At 72.7% G+C, this 14143-nt stretch carries 10 protein-coding genes; 6 read left to right on the forward strand and 4 right to left on the reverse strand.

The features are described from left to right. The first annotated feature begins 181 nt into the window (after positions 1-181). From ABD198_RS01370 to ABD198_RS01395, 6 genes are all read left to right on the forward strand, one after another. Positions 182-784 carry an Rv1733c family protein gene (locus ABD198_RS01370; RefSeq protein WP_425580394.1) on the forward strand — a complete coding sequence of 201 codons (603 nt, stop codon included), beginning with the start codon at positions 182-184 and terminating at the stop codon, positions 782-784. A gap of 106 nt (positions 785-890) precedes the next feature. Beyond that, the gene (locus ABD198_RS01375; RefSeq protein WP_343997415.1) at positions 891-1355 is read left to right on the forward strand and encodes an Hsp20/alpha crystallin family protein; all 465 of its coding nucleotides are present in this window, start codon (positions 891-893) and stop codon (positions 1353-1355) included. A gap of 30 nt (positions 1356-1385) precedes the next feature. Continuing rightward, on the forward strand, positions 1386-2459 hold the full coding sequence (locus tag ABD198_RS01380) for a pyridoxamine 5'-phosphate oxidase family protein (RefSeq protein ID WP_343997417.1): 1074 nt from the start codon (positions 1386-1388) through the stop codon (positions 2457-2459). Between the two features lie 32 nt (positions 2460-2491). Continuing rightward, complete coding sequence (locus tag ABD198_RS01385) at positions 2492-3229, forward strand: nitroreductase family protein (protein WP_343997418.1); 738 nt, start codon at positions 2492-2494, stop codon at positions 3227-3229. 43 nt (positions 3230-3272) lie between these two features. Beyond that, entirely contained in the window at positions 3273-6002 is a 2730-nt protein-coding gene (locus tag ABD198_RS01390) for a cation-translocating P-type ATPase (protein WP_343997419.1), read from the forward strand. Further along, positions 5999-6880, forward strand: a complete 882-nt coding sequence (locus ABD198_RS01395; protein ID WP_343997420.1) for a universal stress protein — start codon at positions 5999-6001, stop codon at positions 6878-6880. Before ABD198_RS01390 ends, ABD198_RS01395 begins: the two co-directional genes overlap by 4 nt. A gap of 44 nt (positions 6881-6924) precedes the next feature. On the opposite strand, the gene narI is transcribed toward ABD198_RS01395, so the two are convergent. The 4 genes from narI to ABD198_RS01415 are packed head-to-tail and all read right to left on the reverse strand — an operon-like array spanning position 6925 to position 13821. Beyond that, a complete protein-coding gene (gene narI, locus ABD198_RS01400; protein WP_343997421.1) occupies positions 6925-7695 on the reverse strand; it encodes a respiratory nitrate reductase subunit gamma in 771 nt (256 codons plus the stop codon). Beyond that, complete coding sequence (narJ, locus tag ABD198_RS01405; RefSeq protein ID WP_343997422.1) at positions 7692-8372, reverse strand: nitrate reductase molybdenum cofactor assembly chaperone; 681 nt, start codon at positions 8370-8372, stop codon at positions 7692-7694. The genes narI and narJ overlap by 4 nt, the downstream gene beginning before the upstream one ends. Next, a complete protein-coding gene (gene narH / locus ABD198_RS01410) occupies positions 8369-10045 on the reverse strand; it encodes a nitrate reductase subunit beta (protein ID WP_343997424.1) in 1677 nt (558 codons plus the stop codon). The genes narJ and narH overlap by 4 nt, the downstream gene beginning before the upstream one ends. Next, a complete protein-coding gene (locus ABD198_RS01415) occupies positions 10045-13821 on the reverse strand; it encodes a nitrate reductase subunit alpha (protein ID WP_343997493.1) in 3777 nt (1258 codons plus the stop codon). The genes narH and ABD198_RS01415 overlap by 1 nt, the downstream gene beginning before the upstream one ends. Between the last annotated feature and the right edge of the window lie 322 nt (positions 13822-14143).

Here is a 14143-nt window from a genome sequence, read left to right on the forward strand (position 1 = left end):
CACCTCGTCTCAACCGTCCCCTTCCCCGGCCGGGACGGCAACCCCCGAGGCCGGCCGGCTCTCGGCCAGGGACCTTCGGCCCTGTGACCGGCGTCTCATCTGTCCGATGGTGGTGGAAAAGGAAAAACCGCCAGTTTCCCACTGGAGGCCGGACGATCAGCTTTCCTCTGGAGGCCGGACGATGAGTGCAGCACAGCCACCGCACGCGTCCGGGCGGCCACCGCCCGAGGAGCCCGCGCCGAGGGGCAGGAACCCGTTGATCCGGACGTCGGACCGGGTGGAGGCCTGGTTCCGCCGTGCCCTGCTGCTGGTCCTCGTCGCCGGTATGCCGCTGGCCGCCATCGCCGCGGGCACGGCGGCGTACGAAAGGGCGATGCACACCGTGCGGGTCCAGGCGGCCGATCGGCAGCAGGTCAGTGCCGAGCTGATCTCCGGCACCGTGGACGCGTACCACGGGGCCAAACAGCAGGCGCAGGTCCGCTGGTCCGAGGAGGACGGCACCGTCCGTACGGGCACCGCCCTGGTCGACGCCGACACCCCCAAGGGGGCCACCGTGAAGGTGTGGGTCGACCGGGACGGTTACGTCACCAGCCCGCCGATGACCGACATGCAGGCGGTGACCAACGCCTCGTTCACGGGCGGTCTGACCGCGCTCGGCGTGGTGGCCGCGACCAGTGCGGCACAGACACTGCTGCGCGCGGCACTGGACCGGCGGCGGTACGCGCAGTGGGAGGCCGAGTGGAGTGCGGTGGAGCCCGAATGGGCGGCGCGCTTCCACCGGTGAGGGCCGGGAGCACCCGGCCCGGGCGGTACCCCTGCAAGCCGGCCTTGAGAAGGCCAACTCGCAACGAGGAGAACGAGGAGAACGAGGAGAACGAGGAGGAACAAACATGACGCAGCCCACCCAGCACAACGCGCTGACCGTCTGGAACCCCCTGCGGGAGCTGGAGGATCTGCAGGCGCGGATGGATCACCTGCTGCGCACCACCTTCCCCTTCCCGGGAGCCGGCTTCCCCGAGAACGGCGGGACCGACGCGTGGATACCGGCGGCCGACGTCGAGGAGACCGAGGACGCCTACCTGGTCGAGCTGGAGCTGCCGGGGGTGAAGAAGGATCAGATCACCGTGGAGGTCAGCGAGGGCGAGCTGGCGATCCACGGCGAGATCAAGGAGAAGGAACGCACGGGCGTGATCCGGCGGAACACCCGCCGCATCGGCCGGTTCGACTACCGCATGGCCCTGCCGAGCAACGTCGACACGGAGCACATCGGTGCCGAACTCACCGAGGGGATCCTCACCGTGCGCGTCCCGAAGGCCGAGAAGAGCAAGCCGCAGCGGATCGAGATCCGCGGCTGAGCGCCTGCGGCGCGACGAAAGGGCCTGATCATGCGAGCACACCTCGGCGATCAACTCGTCGTCGAGAGTCCGGCCACCGGCGCCGTCCGGCGCGACGGTGAGATCGTCGGGCTGCACCACGCAGACGGCACACCTCCGTACGACGTGCGCTGGTCGGACACCGACGAGGTGACGCTGGTGTTCCCCGGGCCCGACGCGCACATCCGGCACGTGGGTCACGCGCCGGACACGGGGCGGCCGGCTCCCTCGTCCGCGAGGACCGCGGACACCGGGGAGCCGGCGCCCTCGTCCGCGAGAGCCACGGACGCCGGGCAGCGTCCGCCTTCGGCCGCCAAGGCCGCGGACGCCGGCCGGCGGGTCTCTTCGCCCGCGAAGGCCACGGACACCGCTGAGCAAGCACCTTCGTCCACCGACGGCGCGGGCGAGGCGTCCGGCACGGCCGCGCCGCCGGACGGCGGCCCCAATCCGGGAGACATCGGGCGGCGGGTGGCCGCCGAGCGCGAACGGCTCGGGCTGTCGCGGGAGGAGACCGCCCGCCGGGCCCGGATCGCCCCGGAGTACCTGGCCTACATCGAGGAGCAGCCGGCCGCGCCCAGCCTGGCCACGCTGATCAGCCTGGCGGCCGCGCTCGGCACCGACGTGCAGTCCCTCCGCGGCGGCGGCACGGATCTGCCGCCCGGCCGGGGCTCCGCACTGCTCCACCCCGAGCTGCGGGACCTCAGTCCCGAGGAGTGCCGCGCCAGGCTCTCCACCCACGGGGTGGGACGCATCGCCGTGACGACGCCGGACGGCCCGGCCGTCGTCCCGGTCAACTACGACGTCGTCGACGGCGCGATCGTCTTCCGGACCGCACCGCACTCCGTCCCGGCACAGGCCGTCGGCTCCGAGGTCGCCTTCGAGGTGGACCACCTGGACGAGGCCATGAGCCAGGGCTGGAGCGTGCTCGCCGTCGGCCCGGCCCAGCCGGTCACCGAGCCGGCGACCGTGCGACGGCTCACCGAACGGGCGCGCAGCTCGCCGTGGGCGGGCGGCGAGCGCGAGATGTGGGTGTCGATCCGGCCCACCCGCCTCACCGGGCGCCGCATCCTGCCGGCCGACCGGTGAACGGCACCACCGCCCTCACGAGGGAGGCCACCATGTCCGAGCAGGACCACTCCACCACCCCGGGCCTCTCCGACGAGCAGGTGAGGGCCCTCGTCCGGGACGCCTGTGCCGCCCCGTCGATGCACAACGCCCAGCCGTGGCGGTTCCGCTATCTGCGCGGCAGCGGCGAGTTCCAGCTGCGCGCCGACCCGGACCGGGTCCTGCCGCACGCCGACCCGGACCGCCGCGCCCTCCATCTGGGCTGCGGCGCCGCCCTGTTCAATCTGCGGGTGGCACTGGCCCACCTGGGCCGCTCCCCCGGGATCCGGCTGCTGCCCGACCCGTCCGACCCGGACCTGCTCGCCACCGTACGAGCGGCCGCCGCCGACAGCGGCGACGGCGATCCCGGCGAACTGGCCGCGCTGCACCCGGCGATCCCCGAACGGCACAGCAGCCGCTTCCCGTTCGAGGAGACGCCTCTCCCCGAGGAGCTGCGCGCCGCCCTGGCCGACGCCGCCCGCAAGGAGGGGGCGGGGCTGGCCTTCCCTTCCCCGTGGCACCTCGAGCAGGTACTGGACCTCATGGCGGAGGCGGAGGTCCGCAACAAGGACGATCAGGGCAGCGAGGAGGACCTGGCCCGCTGGACCCGCCCCGACGCCGTGTCCGTATCCGAGCCGCAGCACGACCTGCACGACCCCGGTCCCGGACACCGGGTCGCGCAGCTGCCAGGCCCCAAGGGCCCCAGGACGCCGCGCCGCCCGGTGCCGGACGTGCTCGACATCGAGGGATGACCCGGCCCCGGCCCGCGCCGGCGTCTTCGGAAGGGAGCAGCTGATGGCTGACGGCAGGCAGGCGGATCCGCTCGTGATGGAGACGACGGGTCTGACCTCGGCCGAGGCCGCGCGGCGGCTCCGGGTGCACGGTCCCAACGAGATCCCCTCCCGGCCGCCCACCCCCGTCTGGCGGAGGGTGCTGCAGCAGCTGCGCGATCCGCTGATCCTGGTGCTGCTGGTGGCCGCCGCCCTGACGATCGCTACCGGGGACCTGTCCGACGCCGCCGTGATCCTGCTGGTGATCGTCGTGAACACCGTCGTCGGTGTGGTGCAGGAGGTGCGGGCCGAGCAGGCGGTCAGGGCGCTGTCCGCGATGAGCGCGCCGGAGGCCCGGGTGGTGCGGGACGGCGCGGAGCGCTCCGTCCCGGCCGCCGAGGTAGTACCCGGTGATCTGGTGCTGCTGGCCGAGGGCGACATCGTCCCCGCCGACGGGAAGGTGGTGGACGCGGCGCAGCTGCTCGCGGACGAGTCGTCGCTCACCGGCGAGTCCGTACCGGTCGAGAAGGCTCCCGATGCCGACGGCCCGCGCGGCACGGTGTCGGCGGGCACGGTCGTGGTGCGCGGCCGGGGCCGGATGGAGGTCACCGCCACCGGGGCGGCCGGCGCGCTCGGCCGGATCGCGGCGCTGATGGGCACGGGTCCCGGCCTCACTCCGCTGCAGCGGCGCCTGGTGCGGTTCGGCCGGGTGCTGGCCGCGGCCGTCGTGGTGCTGTGCGCCGTGGTGCTGGCGCTCGGGCTGGTGCGGGGGCAGCCCGTGGAGCTGATGATCGTGGCGGCGATCAGCCTGGCGGTCGCCGCCGTCCCGGAGTCCCTGCCCGCGGTGGTGACGCTGGCGCTGGCGCTGGGGGCGCGGCGGATGGCGGACCGGCGGGCCATCGTCCGAAGGCTGCCGGCGGTGGAGACGCTCGGGTCGGTGACGGTGATCGCCACCGACAAGACCGGGACGCTCACCGAGGGCCGCATGGCGGCCGAGCGGCTGTGGACGCCGCACGGCGCGGCGACCGTGACCGGCGAGGGCTACGCGCCCGAGGGCGGGGTGCTCCGCGACGGCCGTGCGGTCGGCGTGGACGACGCGCCCGATCTCGCGGCGCTGCTGCGGGTGGCGATGCTGTGCAACGACGCGGCGCTGCAGCCTCCGCGGGGCGCATCCGGTGAAGGCGACGCGGAGCGCAAGCCGGTGGCGGACGGCTCCGACGAGTGGAGCGCGCTGGGCGACCCCACCGAGGCGGCCCTGCTGGTGGCGGGGGCCCGTCTCGGTCTCGACCGGCAGGAGCTGGACCGGACGCTGCCCCGGGTGGGCGAGATCCCCTTCGACAGCGGACGCAAGCGCATGACGACCGTGCACCGCCGACCCGGCGGCGGAGTGCTCATCGCCTGCAAGGGCGCCCCGGAAGTACTGCTGCGGCCCGACGTGCTGTCCGACGGCCCCGGGACACTGAGCCGGGCGGCGGCCGAGGCGGAACGGCTCGCCCGGCACGGCTACCGGGTGCTGGCCGTCGCCTCCGCCGAACGCCGAACGGCTCAGCAGCCGCCCTCCTGGGAGTCGGGCCTGTCCCTGCTGGGCCTGGTCGGCATCGTGGACCCGCCGCGCAGCAGGTCGGCGGGGACGATGGCCGCCTGCAAACGCGCCGGGATCGTCCCCGTCCTCATCACCGGCGACCACCCCCTCACCGCGCGGGCCGTGGCCGAGCGGCTCGGCATCGCCTCCCGCGACGAAGAGGTCACCACGGGCCGGCTCATCCGGGAGGGCCGGGCGGGCGATCTGACGGGCGTACGGGTCTTCGCACGCACCACTCCCGAGCAGAAGCTGGACATCGTCGAGGCCTGGCGCGGCGCCGGGCACGTGGTGGCGATGACCGGTGACGGCGTGAACGACGGCCCGGCGCTGCGCCGGGCCGACATCGGTGTGGCGATGGGCCGCCGGGGCACGGAGGTCGCCCGCCAGGCGGCCGACCTGGTGCTCGCGGACGACAATCCGGGCACCATCGTGGTGGCCGTGGAGGAGGGGCGCCGGGTCTACGACAATGTGCGCCGCTTCCTGCTGTACGGGCTGGCCGGCGGCACCGCGGAGATCCTGGTGATGCTGTTCGGTCCCTTCCTGGGGATGCCGCTGCCGCTGCTGCCCGCGCAGATCCTGTGGATCAATCTGCTGACGCACGGCATTCCGGGGGTGGCGCTGGGCGCCGAGCCGGTCGCCCCGGACGCGATGCGCCGGCCGCCCCGCCCGACGGAGGAGAGCGTGCTGGGCGCCGGGCTGTGGCCGCGGATCCTGCTCATGGGGGCGTTCATCGCCACGGTGACGCTGGTGGTGGGCGTCTGGGCGCGGGAGACGGGCCGCCCCTGGCAGTCGATGCTGTTCCTGGTGCTCGGTGCGACACAGCTCGGTGTGGCGCTCGGCTCGCGGGCCCGCCCCGGCAGCCTGGCCAACCCGTTCCTGCTGGTCGCCGTGGGCGCGGCGCTGGCCCTTCAGGTGGCCGGCGTCTATCTGCCCCCGCTGCAGGAGCTGCTGGGCACTCAGCCGCTGGCGCCGGCCGACCTGGTGATCGCGTTCCTGCTGTCCGGCCTCGGCCATGTGGTGATGCGGCTGCAGACCCGGTTGAGACCGGAACGGTCTCCCGGCACCGCGCCGCACGACTCTGGTGGCGGCACTGAGGGGTCCGGGCGAGGCTTGATGGCAGGGCTTCGTGAGCTTCGTGACAGGAAGTCCGATGAGACGAGGAGGCTCCGGTGAGCGGCGGACTGGTGGTCGTGGGCGTGGACGGCTCGGCGTCGAGCCTTGCCGCCGTGGACGTGGCCGCGCGCGAGGCGCGGCTGCGCGGTGCGGGACTGCGGGTGGTGCACGCGTTCTTCTGGCCGGCGCTGCATGTGCCGCTGGGGCCGTCGCCCTACGGCCCGGCCGAGGGCGGCCTGCAGAACATGGCCGAGCGGCTGCTGAACGAGGCGGTGCAGCGGGCGAAAGCCACCGAGCCGGAGGTGGACGTCACCGACTTGATGGTCACCGGGGAGCCGTTGACGGTGCTGGAGGCCCAGTCCCGTGCGGCCGAGCTGGTGGTCGTCGGCACCCGGGGCATGGGCGGCTTCGTGGGGCTGCTGGTCGGCTCCACCGCGATCCATCTGGCGGCGCACGGGCAGTGCCCGGTGCTGGTCGTGCGCAGGGAGCCGGATCCCGACGGCCCGATCGTGCTGGGCGTGGACGGCTCCCCTGCCGGGCAGCGGGCCATCGAATTCGCCTTCACCGAGGCCGAGTTGCGCGGTGCCTCGGTCCTCGCCCTGCACGCCTGGAGCACCTGGATTGCTCCCCTGCCGCCGCCCGACCCGGCGGAGCCGTACGCCCACGAGCCGGGGGCGCTCCGCGAGGAGGAGGAGCAGCTGCTGTCCCAGGCCCTGGCGGGCCATCAGGAGAAGCACCCCGACGTCCCGGTCGAGCGCAAGGTGGTGCGGGGCGGTGTCCGGGAGGCGCTGATCGAGGCGAGCCGGAGCGCCCGGATGCTGGTCGTGGGCGCCCGCGGCAGGGGCGGTTTCACCGGGCTGGTGCTCGGCTCGGTCAGCCAGGCCATGCTGCACCACGCGTACTGCCCGGTCGCGGTGGTGCGCGCGGCCCGCGCGTGAGCCGGTCGCCTTCGGTTGAGCCGGCCGCCTTCGGTCGGGTGCGGTCAGCCCACGCGATCCCAGCCGCGGCGCGGGGCGCGGGTGCCGAGCCGGGTGTCGCGGCTGCGGTAGACGATGTACGGGCGGGTCAGATAGCCCAGCGGCGCGGTCAGCATGTGCACCAGCCGGGTGAAGGGCCAGAACGCGAACAGCAGCAGGGCGCTGAGGGCGTGCAGCTGGAAGAGGACCGGGATGCCGGTCATCAGGTCGGGGTCCGGCTGCAGGGAGAAGACCGAGCGGAACCACGGGGAGACGGTCTCGCGGTAGTTGTAGCCGCCGCCGGCGATGTTCGCCGCGACGGTCGCCGCCAGCCCCAGTCCGATGGTCACCGCCAGCGCCAGGTACATCGCCTTGTCGTTGCGGGTGGTGGCGGAGAAGACCGGGCCGACCGTGCGGCGCCGGTAGATGAGGATGGCCATGCCGCCGACGGTGGCGACCCCGGCGACCGTGCCGAGGACCACGGCGAGGACGTGATACGTGCGCTCGCTGATGCCCACCGCCTCGGTCCAGCTCTCCGGGATCAGCAGCCCGCCGACGTGGCCAAGCGCCACGATCAGGATGCCGAAGTGGAACAGGGGGCTGCCGATCCGCAGCAGCCGGTTCTCGTACAGCTGGGAGGAGCGGGTGGTCCAGCCGAACTTGTCGTAGCGGTAGCGCCAGATGTGGCCGAGCACGAACACGGCGAGGCTGACGTAGGGCAGCGCCACCCACAGCAGGATCCCGCCGGTGCCGGACTCCACCGCCAGGGTGACCGGGTGCGCGGGTGCGGTGCTCATCGGGGACCTCCAGCCTGCGGGGCGGACAGGTACGGCGGCGGTGCGGAGGGGTCGAGGCCGTAGGGATCGAGTCCGACCTGCTCCTCGGGCGGGCCCTCGGCCGCGAGCCGGGCCACGGCCTGGCGCTGGTCGCCCGCGAGGGGCGGCAGCGTGGCGGACACGGAGTCCAGCAGGTGCGCCCAGGGCGAGCCGGTGTCCCGCAGGGAGAGCCGCAGCAGCTCCAGGCCGGCCCGGTGCTCGGTGAGCAGGCGGTGCCCGGCGGCGGGCTCCGCGCCCGCGAACTCCAGCAGCACGGCCAGATGGTCGGGCAGCTCCTCGTCGCCGAGCCGCCAACCGGCCCTGGCGTAGGCCTGCTTGAGCCGCAGCAGGGCGAGGCCCCGCTTCCGGGTGTCGCCGTGCGCGTAGTAGGTCAGGTAGGGGCAGCAGCGTTTGCGGTGGTCGAAGGTGTCCACATAGGCCGCGGCCAGGTCGTCCGGCTGGACGGCACGCACGTGGGCGGTGAAGCGCAGCAGCGGCTCCCGCACCTGCGCCGGCAGGACCGGTGCCACACGCTCGGCGAGCGCCGTCCGGGACGGCGTGTCGTCGGGGTAGCCGAGCAGCAGTGACTGGATCTGCCAGGCGTACGGATGCCAGGACTCGATCCGCTGACGTGCCGCCGGCTTGATCGTCCGCTTCACGGCTTCGGCTCCCCTCCGCTGTCGTCGTCGCCGTCGGTGCTTCTGGGCGGGAACAGGCCCGGAGGTGTGCCTCTGCCGTCCCAGTTGAGGAGGTTGACGCGGGGGCCGCTGCGGGGTGTGTCGGAGGTCTGCCGGTCGCGCAGGGCGCGGTAGTTCTCCACGGCGACGGGGGCCGCGCCGCCGGAGGTCTCGCCGAAGGGGCCGGAGCCGCCCATGCCGGGGCCGCCCTCGTAGTCCAGGCTGCACTCGGTGGCCAGCTCCTCCAGCTGGTGGGCCTGTTCGGCGTGGGCGGGCGGGATGACGTACCGCTCGTCGTACTTGGCGAGGGCCAGCAGCCGGTACATGTCGTAGAGCTGCTCCCCGGTCATGCCGACCGCCTCGGCGATGGCGTCCTGCGGTTCGCGGCCCAGGTTGATGTCGCGCATGTAGGAGCGCATGGCGGCGAGGCGCCGCAGCACCAGGTCCACGGGGGCCGGGTCGCCGGCGGTGAACAGCTGGGCGAGGTAGTCGACGGGGATGCGCAGGGCGTCGACGGCGGCGAAGAGATGGTGGTGGTCCTCGGCGTCGTGGCCGGTCTCGCGCACCGCGTCGACCACGGGCGACAGCGGCGGGATGTACCAGACCATGGGCAGCGTCCGGTACTCCGGGTGCAGCGGCAGCGCCACCCGGTAGGTGTTGATCAGCGCGTACACCGGGGAGCGCCGGGCGGCCTCCATCCAGTCGTACGGGATGCCCGCCCGCTCCGCCGCCTCGGCGACCTGCGGGTCGTGCGGGTCCAGGAACACCTGCCGCTGCGCCTCGTACAGGTCCGTCTCGTCGGGCGCGGAGGCGGCCTCCAGGACCTTGTCGGCGTCGTAGAGGACCAGGCCGATGTAGCGCAGGCGGCCGACGCAGGTCTCGGAGCAGACGGTGGGCAGCCCCACCTCGACGCGCGGGAAGCAGAAGGTGCACTTCTCGGCCTTGCCGGTGCGGTGGTTGAAGTAGACCTTCTTGTACGGGCATCCGGTGATGCACATCCGCCAGCCGCGGCAGCGTTCCTGGTCGACGAGGACGATGCCGTCCTCCTCGCGCTTGTAGATGGCGCCGGAGGGGCAGGAGGCCGCGCAGGACGGGTTGAGGCAGTGCTCGCAGATGCGCGGCAGATAGAACATGAAGGTCTGCTCGAACTCGAACCTGATCCTTTCGGAGACCTGGCCGAGCAGCACGTCCTTCTCTTTGGTCGTCTCCGAGCCGCCCAGGTCGTCGTCCCAGTTGGCCGACCAGGAGATCTTCATGTCCTTGCCGGTGATCAGCGACTTGGGGCGGGCGACCGGCGTGTGCTCCTGGAGCGGGGCGTTGGTGAGGGTCTCGTAGTCGTAGGTCCAGGGCTCGTAGTAGTCGTCCAGGGACGGCAGGACAGGGTTGGAGAAGATGGTGACCAGCTTCTTGAAGCGGCCTCCCGCCTTGAGGGTGAGCCGGCCCCGCTTGTTCAGCTGCCAGCCGCCGCGCCAGCGCTGCTGGTCCTCGTAGCGGCGCGGGTAGCCCTGGCCGGGGCGGGTCTCGACGTTGTTGAACCACACGTACTCGACGCCGGTGCGGTTGGTCCACGCCTGCTTGCAGGTGACCGAGCAGGTGTGGCAGCCGATGCACTTGTCGAGGTTCATCACCATCGCCATCTGGGCCATCACGCGCATCAGTACGTCACCTCCTGGTCGGCGCGGCGGCGGACGACGGTGATCTCGTCGCGCTGGTTGCCGGTCGGGCCGAGGTAGTTGAAGGCATACGACAGCTGGGCGTAGCCGCCGATGAGATGGCTCGGTTTGATCAGCAGCCGGGTCAGGGAGTTGTGGATGCCGCCGCGCCGGCCGCTGGTCTCGGTGCGGGGCACGTCGATGAGGCGGTCCTGGGCGTGGTGCATGTAGACGGTGCCCTCCGGCATCCGGTGCGAGACGACGGTCCGGGCGGCGACGACGCCGTTGCGGTTGACCGCCTCCACCCAGTCGTTGTCCCTCACCCCGATCTTCGCCGCGTCCTTGGTGCTCATCCAGATCGTCGGGCCGCCCCGCGACAGCGACAGCATGAACAGGTTGTCCTGGTACTCGGAGTGGATGGACCACTTGTTGTGCGGGGTCAGATAGCGCACGGTGACGCCGAGTTCGCCGACCTCGCCGAGGCCCGGCTCGCCGAACAGGGCGTCCATGTGCAACGGCGGCCGGAAGACGGGCAGTTGCTCGCCGAGCGCGAGGATCCAGTCGTGGTCCAGGTAGAAGTGCTGGCGGCCGGTGAGGGTGTGCCACGGTTTGAGCCGCTCGACGTTGACCGTGAACGGCGAGTAGCGGCGTCCTCCGGTCTCCGAACCGGACCACTCCGGTGAGGTGATCACCGGGACGGGGGCCGCGCGGGTGTCGGCGAAGGTGATCTGCTTGCCCTCGTGCTCGGCGGCGAGATCCGCCAGCCGGGTGCCGGTACGCGCCTCCAGCGCGTGGAAACCCTGGGTGGCCAGATGTCCGTTGGTGGTGCCGGACAGGGCGAGGATCGCCTCGCACACCTGCGTGTCGCGGGCGATCGAGGGCCTGCCGTCGGCCACCCCGCCGCGCACCGTGCCGTTCTTGTGCCGCAGATACTCCAGTTCGCGGTCGACCGTGAAGGTGACCCCCTTGGTGGTGGCACCGAGGGTGTCCAGCAGGGGCCCGAGGGCGCCCATCTTCTCGGCGACCGCCGGGTAGTCGCGTTCCACCGTGATCAGCTTCGGCAGGGTACGGCCGGGCACCGGCTCGCACTCCCCCGCCTTCCAGTCCCTCACCCGGCCGTGCGGAGTGGCCAGTTCGTCGGCGGTGTCGTGCAGCAGCGGCGCGGCGACGACGTCCTTGCGCACCCCGAGATGACGGGCGGCCTGACGGCTGAACTCCTCGGCCAGGGTGCGGAAGATGTCGAAGTCGGTGCGGGTCTGCCAGGGCGGCGGGATCGCCGGGGCGAAGGCGTGCACGAAGGGATGCATGTCCGTACTGGACAGGTCGTGCTTCTCGTACCAGGTGGCGGCGGGCAGCACCACGTCGGAGTAGACGGTGGTGCTGGTCATCCGGAAGTCGAGGGTGAGCAGCAGGTCGAGCTTGCCCTCGGGGGCCTCCTCCCGCCACTCCACGTCCCGGGGCCTGGCCTCCGGGGGTGCCTCGGCGGCCCGCAGCGAGGAGTCGGTGCCCAGCAGATGCTTCAGGAAGTACTCGTTGCCCTTGGCCGAGGAGCCGAGCAGATTGGCCCGCCACACGGTGAGGACGCGCGGGAAGTTCTCGGGCGCGTCCGGGTCCTCGCAGGCGAACCGCAGCCGCCCGGCCTTGAGTTCCTCCACCACGTGCTCGGCGACGCTCCGGCCGGCCGCCTCGGCCTCGTCGGCCAGGTCGAGCGGGTTGCGGTCGAAGGTCGGGTACGAGGGCATCCAGCCCAGGCGGGCGGAGGCCGCGATGACGTCGGCGGTCGTCTTCCCGGCGAAGGGAGCGGCCCGGCCGGCCCCCGCTGCAGCGCCCCCTCCGGCTGTGCCCGCTCCGGCTGTGCCCGCTCCGGCTGTGCCCGCTCCGGCTGTGCCCGCTCCGGCTGTGCCCGCTCCGGCGGCGGCGAGGGTGTCCACCGAGAACGGGTCGTAGCGGAACTGGTCGCTGTGCAGGTACCAGTAGGCGGTCTGGATCATCAGCCGGGCCGGGCGGTTCCAGTCGGCGGCCGTGGCGATCGCCGTGTAGCCGGTGATGGGGCGGACCTTCTCCTGCCCGACGTAGTGGGCCCAGCCGCCGCCGTTGACGCCCTGGCAGCCGGTGAGCGTGGTCAGGGTCAGGAAGGAGCGGTAGATGGTGTCGGAGTGGAACCAGTGGTTGGTGCCCGCCCCCATGATGATCATCGAACGGCCCCTGGACTCCTCGGCGTTGGCCGCGAACTCCCGGGCGATCCGCGCCGCCCTGCCCGCGTCGACACCGGTGATCGCCGCCTGCCAGGCGGGAGTGCAGGGCTCCAAGGCGTCGTCGTAGCCGGACGGCCAGGTGCCCGGCAGTCCCTCGCGGACCACTCCGTACTGGGCCAGCAGCAGGTCGTACACCGTGGTCACCGTGCGGCCGCCGATCCGGCGCACCGGCACCCCGCGCCGCAGCGATCCCGCGCCGCCGTCCAGGCCGTCGAAGCGCGGCAACTCGGCGATCACGGGCGGCTCCTCGCCGCCCTCGGCGGAGAGCAACGGCCGGATGTCGCCCAGGTCCAGATTCCAGCGGCCGGCGCCCGACTCGCCGAAGCGGTCGCCGAGGGTGCCGTTGGGCACCACGGGCGCGCCCGTGGCACCGTCCAGCAGCACCGTACGGAACTCGGCGTGCTCGGCCCGCGCGTGCTCGCCGCCGAGATCGGCGGCGGTGAGGAACTTGCCCGGCGCGAACACGCCGTCGCCCAGCTCCTCCAGGGTCACCAGGAACGGCAGATCGGTGTAGCGCTTGACGTACTCGGTGAAGTACGGCGTGGGCCGGTCGACGAAGAACTCCTTGAGGATCACATGCCCCATGGCCATCGCCAGCGCGCCGTCGGTGCCCGGCTGCGGGGACAGCCACTCGTCGGCGAACTTCACGTTGTCCGCGTAGTCGGGCGACACGGCCACGACCTTCTGCCCCCGGTAGCGGGCCTCCACCATCCAGTGCGCGTCCGGGGTGCGCGTCACCGGCAGGTTGGACCCCCACATGATCAGGTAGCCGGCGTCCCACCAGTCGCCCGACTCCGGTACGTCGGTCTGGTCGCCGAACATCTGCGGCGAGGCCACCGGCAGATCGGCGTACCAGTCGTAGAAGGAGAGCATGGCCCCGCCGAGCAGGGAGTAGAAGCGCGCCCCCGCCGCATGCGACACCATCGACATCGCCGGGATCGGGGAGAAGCCCGCCAGCCGGTCCGGCCCGTACCGCTTGATGGTGTAGATGTGCGCGGCGGCCACCAGCTCCGCCGCCTCGGCCCAGCTCGCCCGCACCAGGCCGCCCTTGCCGCGGGCCCGCTTGTACAGGCGGGCGCGCTCGGGGTCGGTGACGATGTCCGCCCAGGCCGCCACCGGGTCGCCGAGCCGGGCCTTGGCCTCCCGGTACATCTGCAGCAGCACACCCCGTACGTACGGGTAGCGCACCCGGGTCGGCGAGTACGTGTACCAGGAGAAGGCGGCGCCGCGGGGGCAGCCGCGCGGCTCGTACTCGGGCCGGTCCGGGCCCACCGACGGGTAGTCGGTCTGCTGCGCCTCCCAGGTGATGATGCCGTCCTTGACGAACACCTTCCACGAGCAGGAGCCGGTGCAGTTCACCCCGTGGGTCGAGCGGACCACCTTGTCGTGGGACCAGCGGTCCCGGTAGAACTCGTCGCCCTGCCGGCCGCCCTTCTTGTGCAGGGTGCGCAGGTCGTCGGAGACCTCCGCCCGGGTGAAGTAGCGGCGGCTGCTCACCAGCGCCTCCGCGAGGGCACCGTCCATGCCCGTCTCGGTGCCCGTCTCGGCCCGCGCCCGCTTACCGGTCTCCGTACTCACCGCGCGACTCCGCTCCGGGCCCTGACACCCGTTCGAATTGTGATCGGTTACGGCCGCCTCGACTCTACGGCCGTACGGCCCCGCGACGGGGCCTGCGACACCACGCAACCCGGACGGCGGCGCCAGGATCGCCCGCTTGCCACCGGGCCGGCTGCTCTCCGGGGCGGAGATGGCTGATCAGCCGGACCACCTCATCGTGCTCACGCGTCAGCTCGTCGATCGACGTCAGCGACTGGCAGCCGCAGTACTCGCACACGGCTTCTGCTCC

Origin of the sequence: Streptomyces thermocarboxydovorans (genome assembly GCF_039524635.1) — a bacterium.
In the GTDB taxonomy this organism is placed as follows: Bacteria; Actinomycetota; Actinomycetes; order Streptomycetales; family Streptomycetaceae; genus Streptomyces; species Streptomyces thermocarboxydovorans.

What these genes read in the sequence shown, in the direction of transcription:
- ABD198_RS01415 (WP_343997493.1), bottom strand. Translation starts at nt 13,821, where the DNA reads ATGGACGGTGCCCTCGCGGAGGCGCTGGTGAGCAGCCGCCGCTACTTC.
- ABD198_RS01385 (WP_343997418.1), top strand. Translation starts at nt 2,492, where the DNA reads ATGTCCGAGCAGGACCACTCCACCACCCCGGGCCTCTCCGACGAGCAG.
- narH (WP_343997424.1), bottom strand. Translation starts at nt 10,045, where the DNA reads ATGCGCGTGATGGCCCAGATGGCGATGGTGATGAACCTCGACAAGTGC.
- narI (WP_343997421.1), bottom strand. Translation starts at nt 7,695, where the DNA reads ATGAGCACCGCACCCGCGCACCCGGTCACCCTGGCGGTGGAGTCCGGC.
- ABD198_RS01380 (WP_343997417.1), top strand. Translation starts at nt 1,386, where the DNA reads ATGCGAGCACACCTCGGCGATCAACTCGTCGTCGAGAGTCCGGCCACC.
- ABD198_RS01370 (WP_425580394.1), top strand. Translation starts at nt 182, where the DNA reads ATGAGTGCAGCACAGCCACCGCACGCGTCCGGGCGGCCACCGCCCGAG.
- ABD198_RS01390 (WP_343997419.1), top strand. Translation starts at nt 3,273, where the DNA reads ATGGCTGACGGCAGGCAGGCGGATCCGCTCGTGATGGAGACGACGGGT.
- ABD198_RS01375 (WP_343997415.1), top strand. Translation starts at nt 891, where the DNA reads ATGACGCAGCCCACCCAGCACAACGCGCTGACCGTCTGGAACCCCCTG.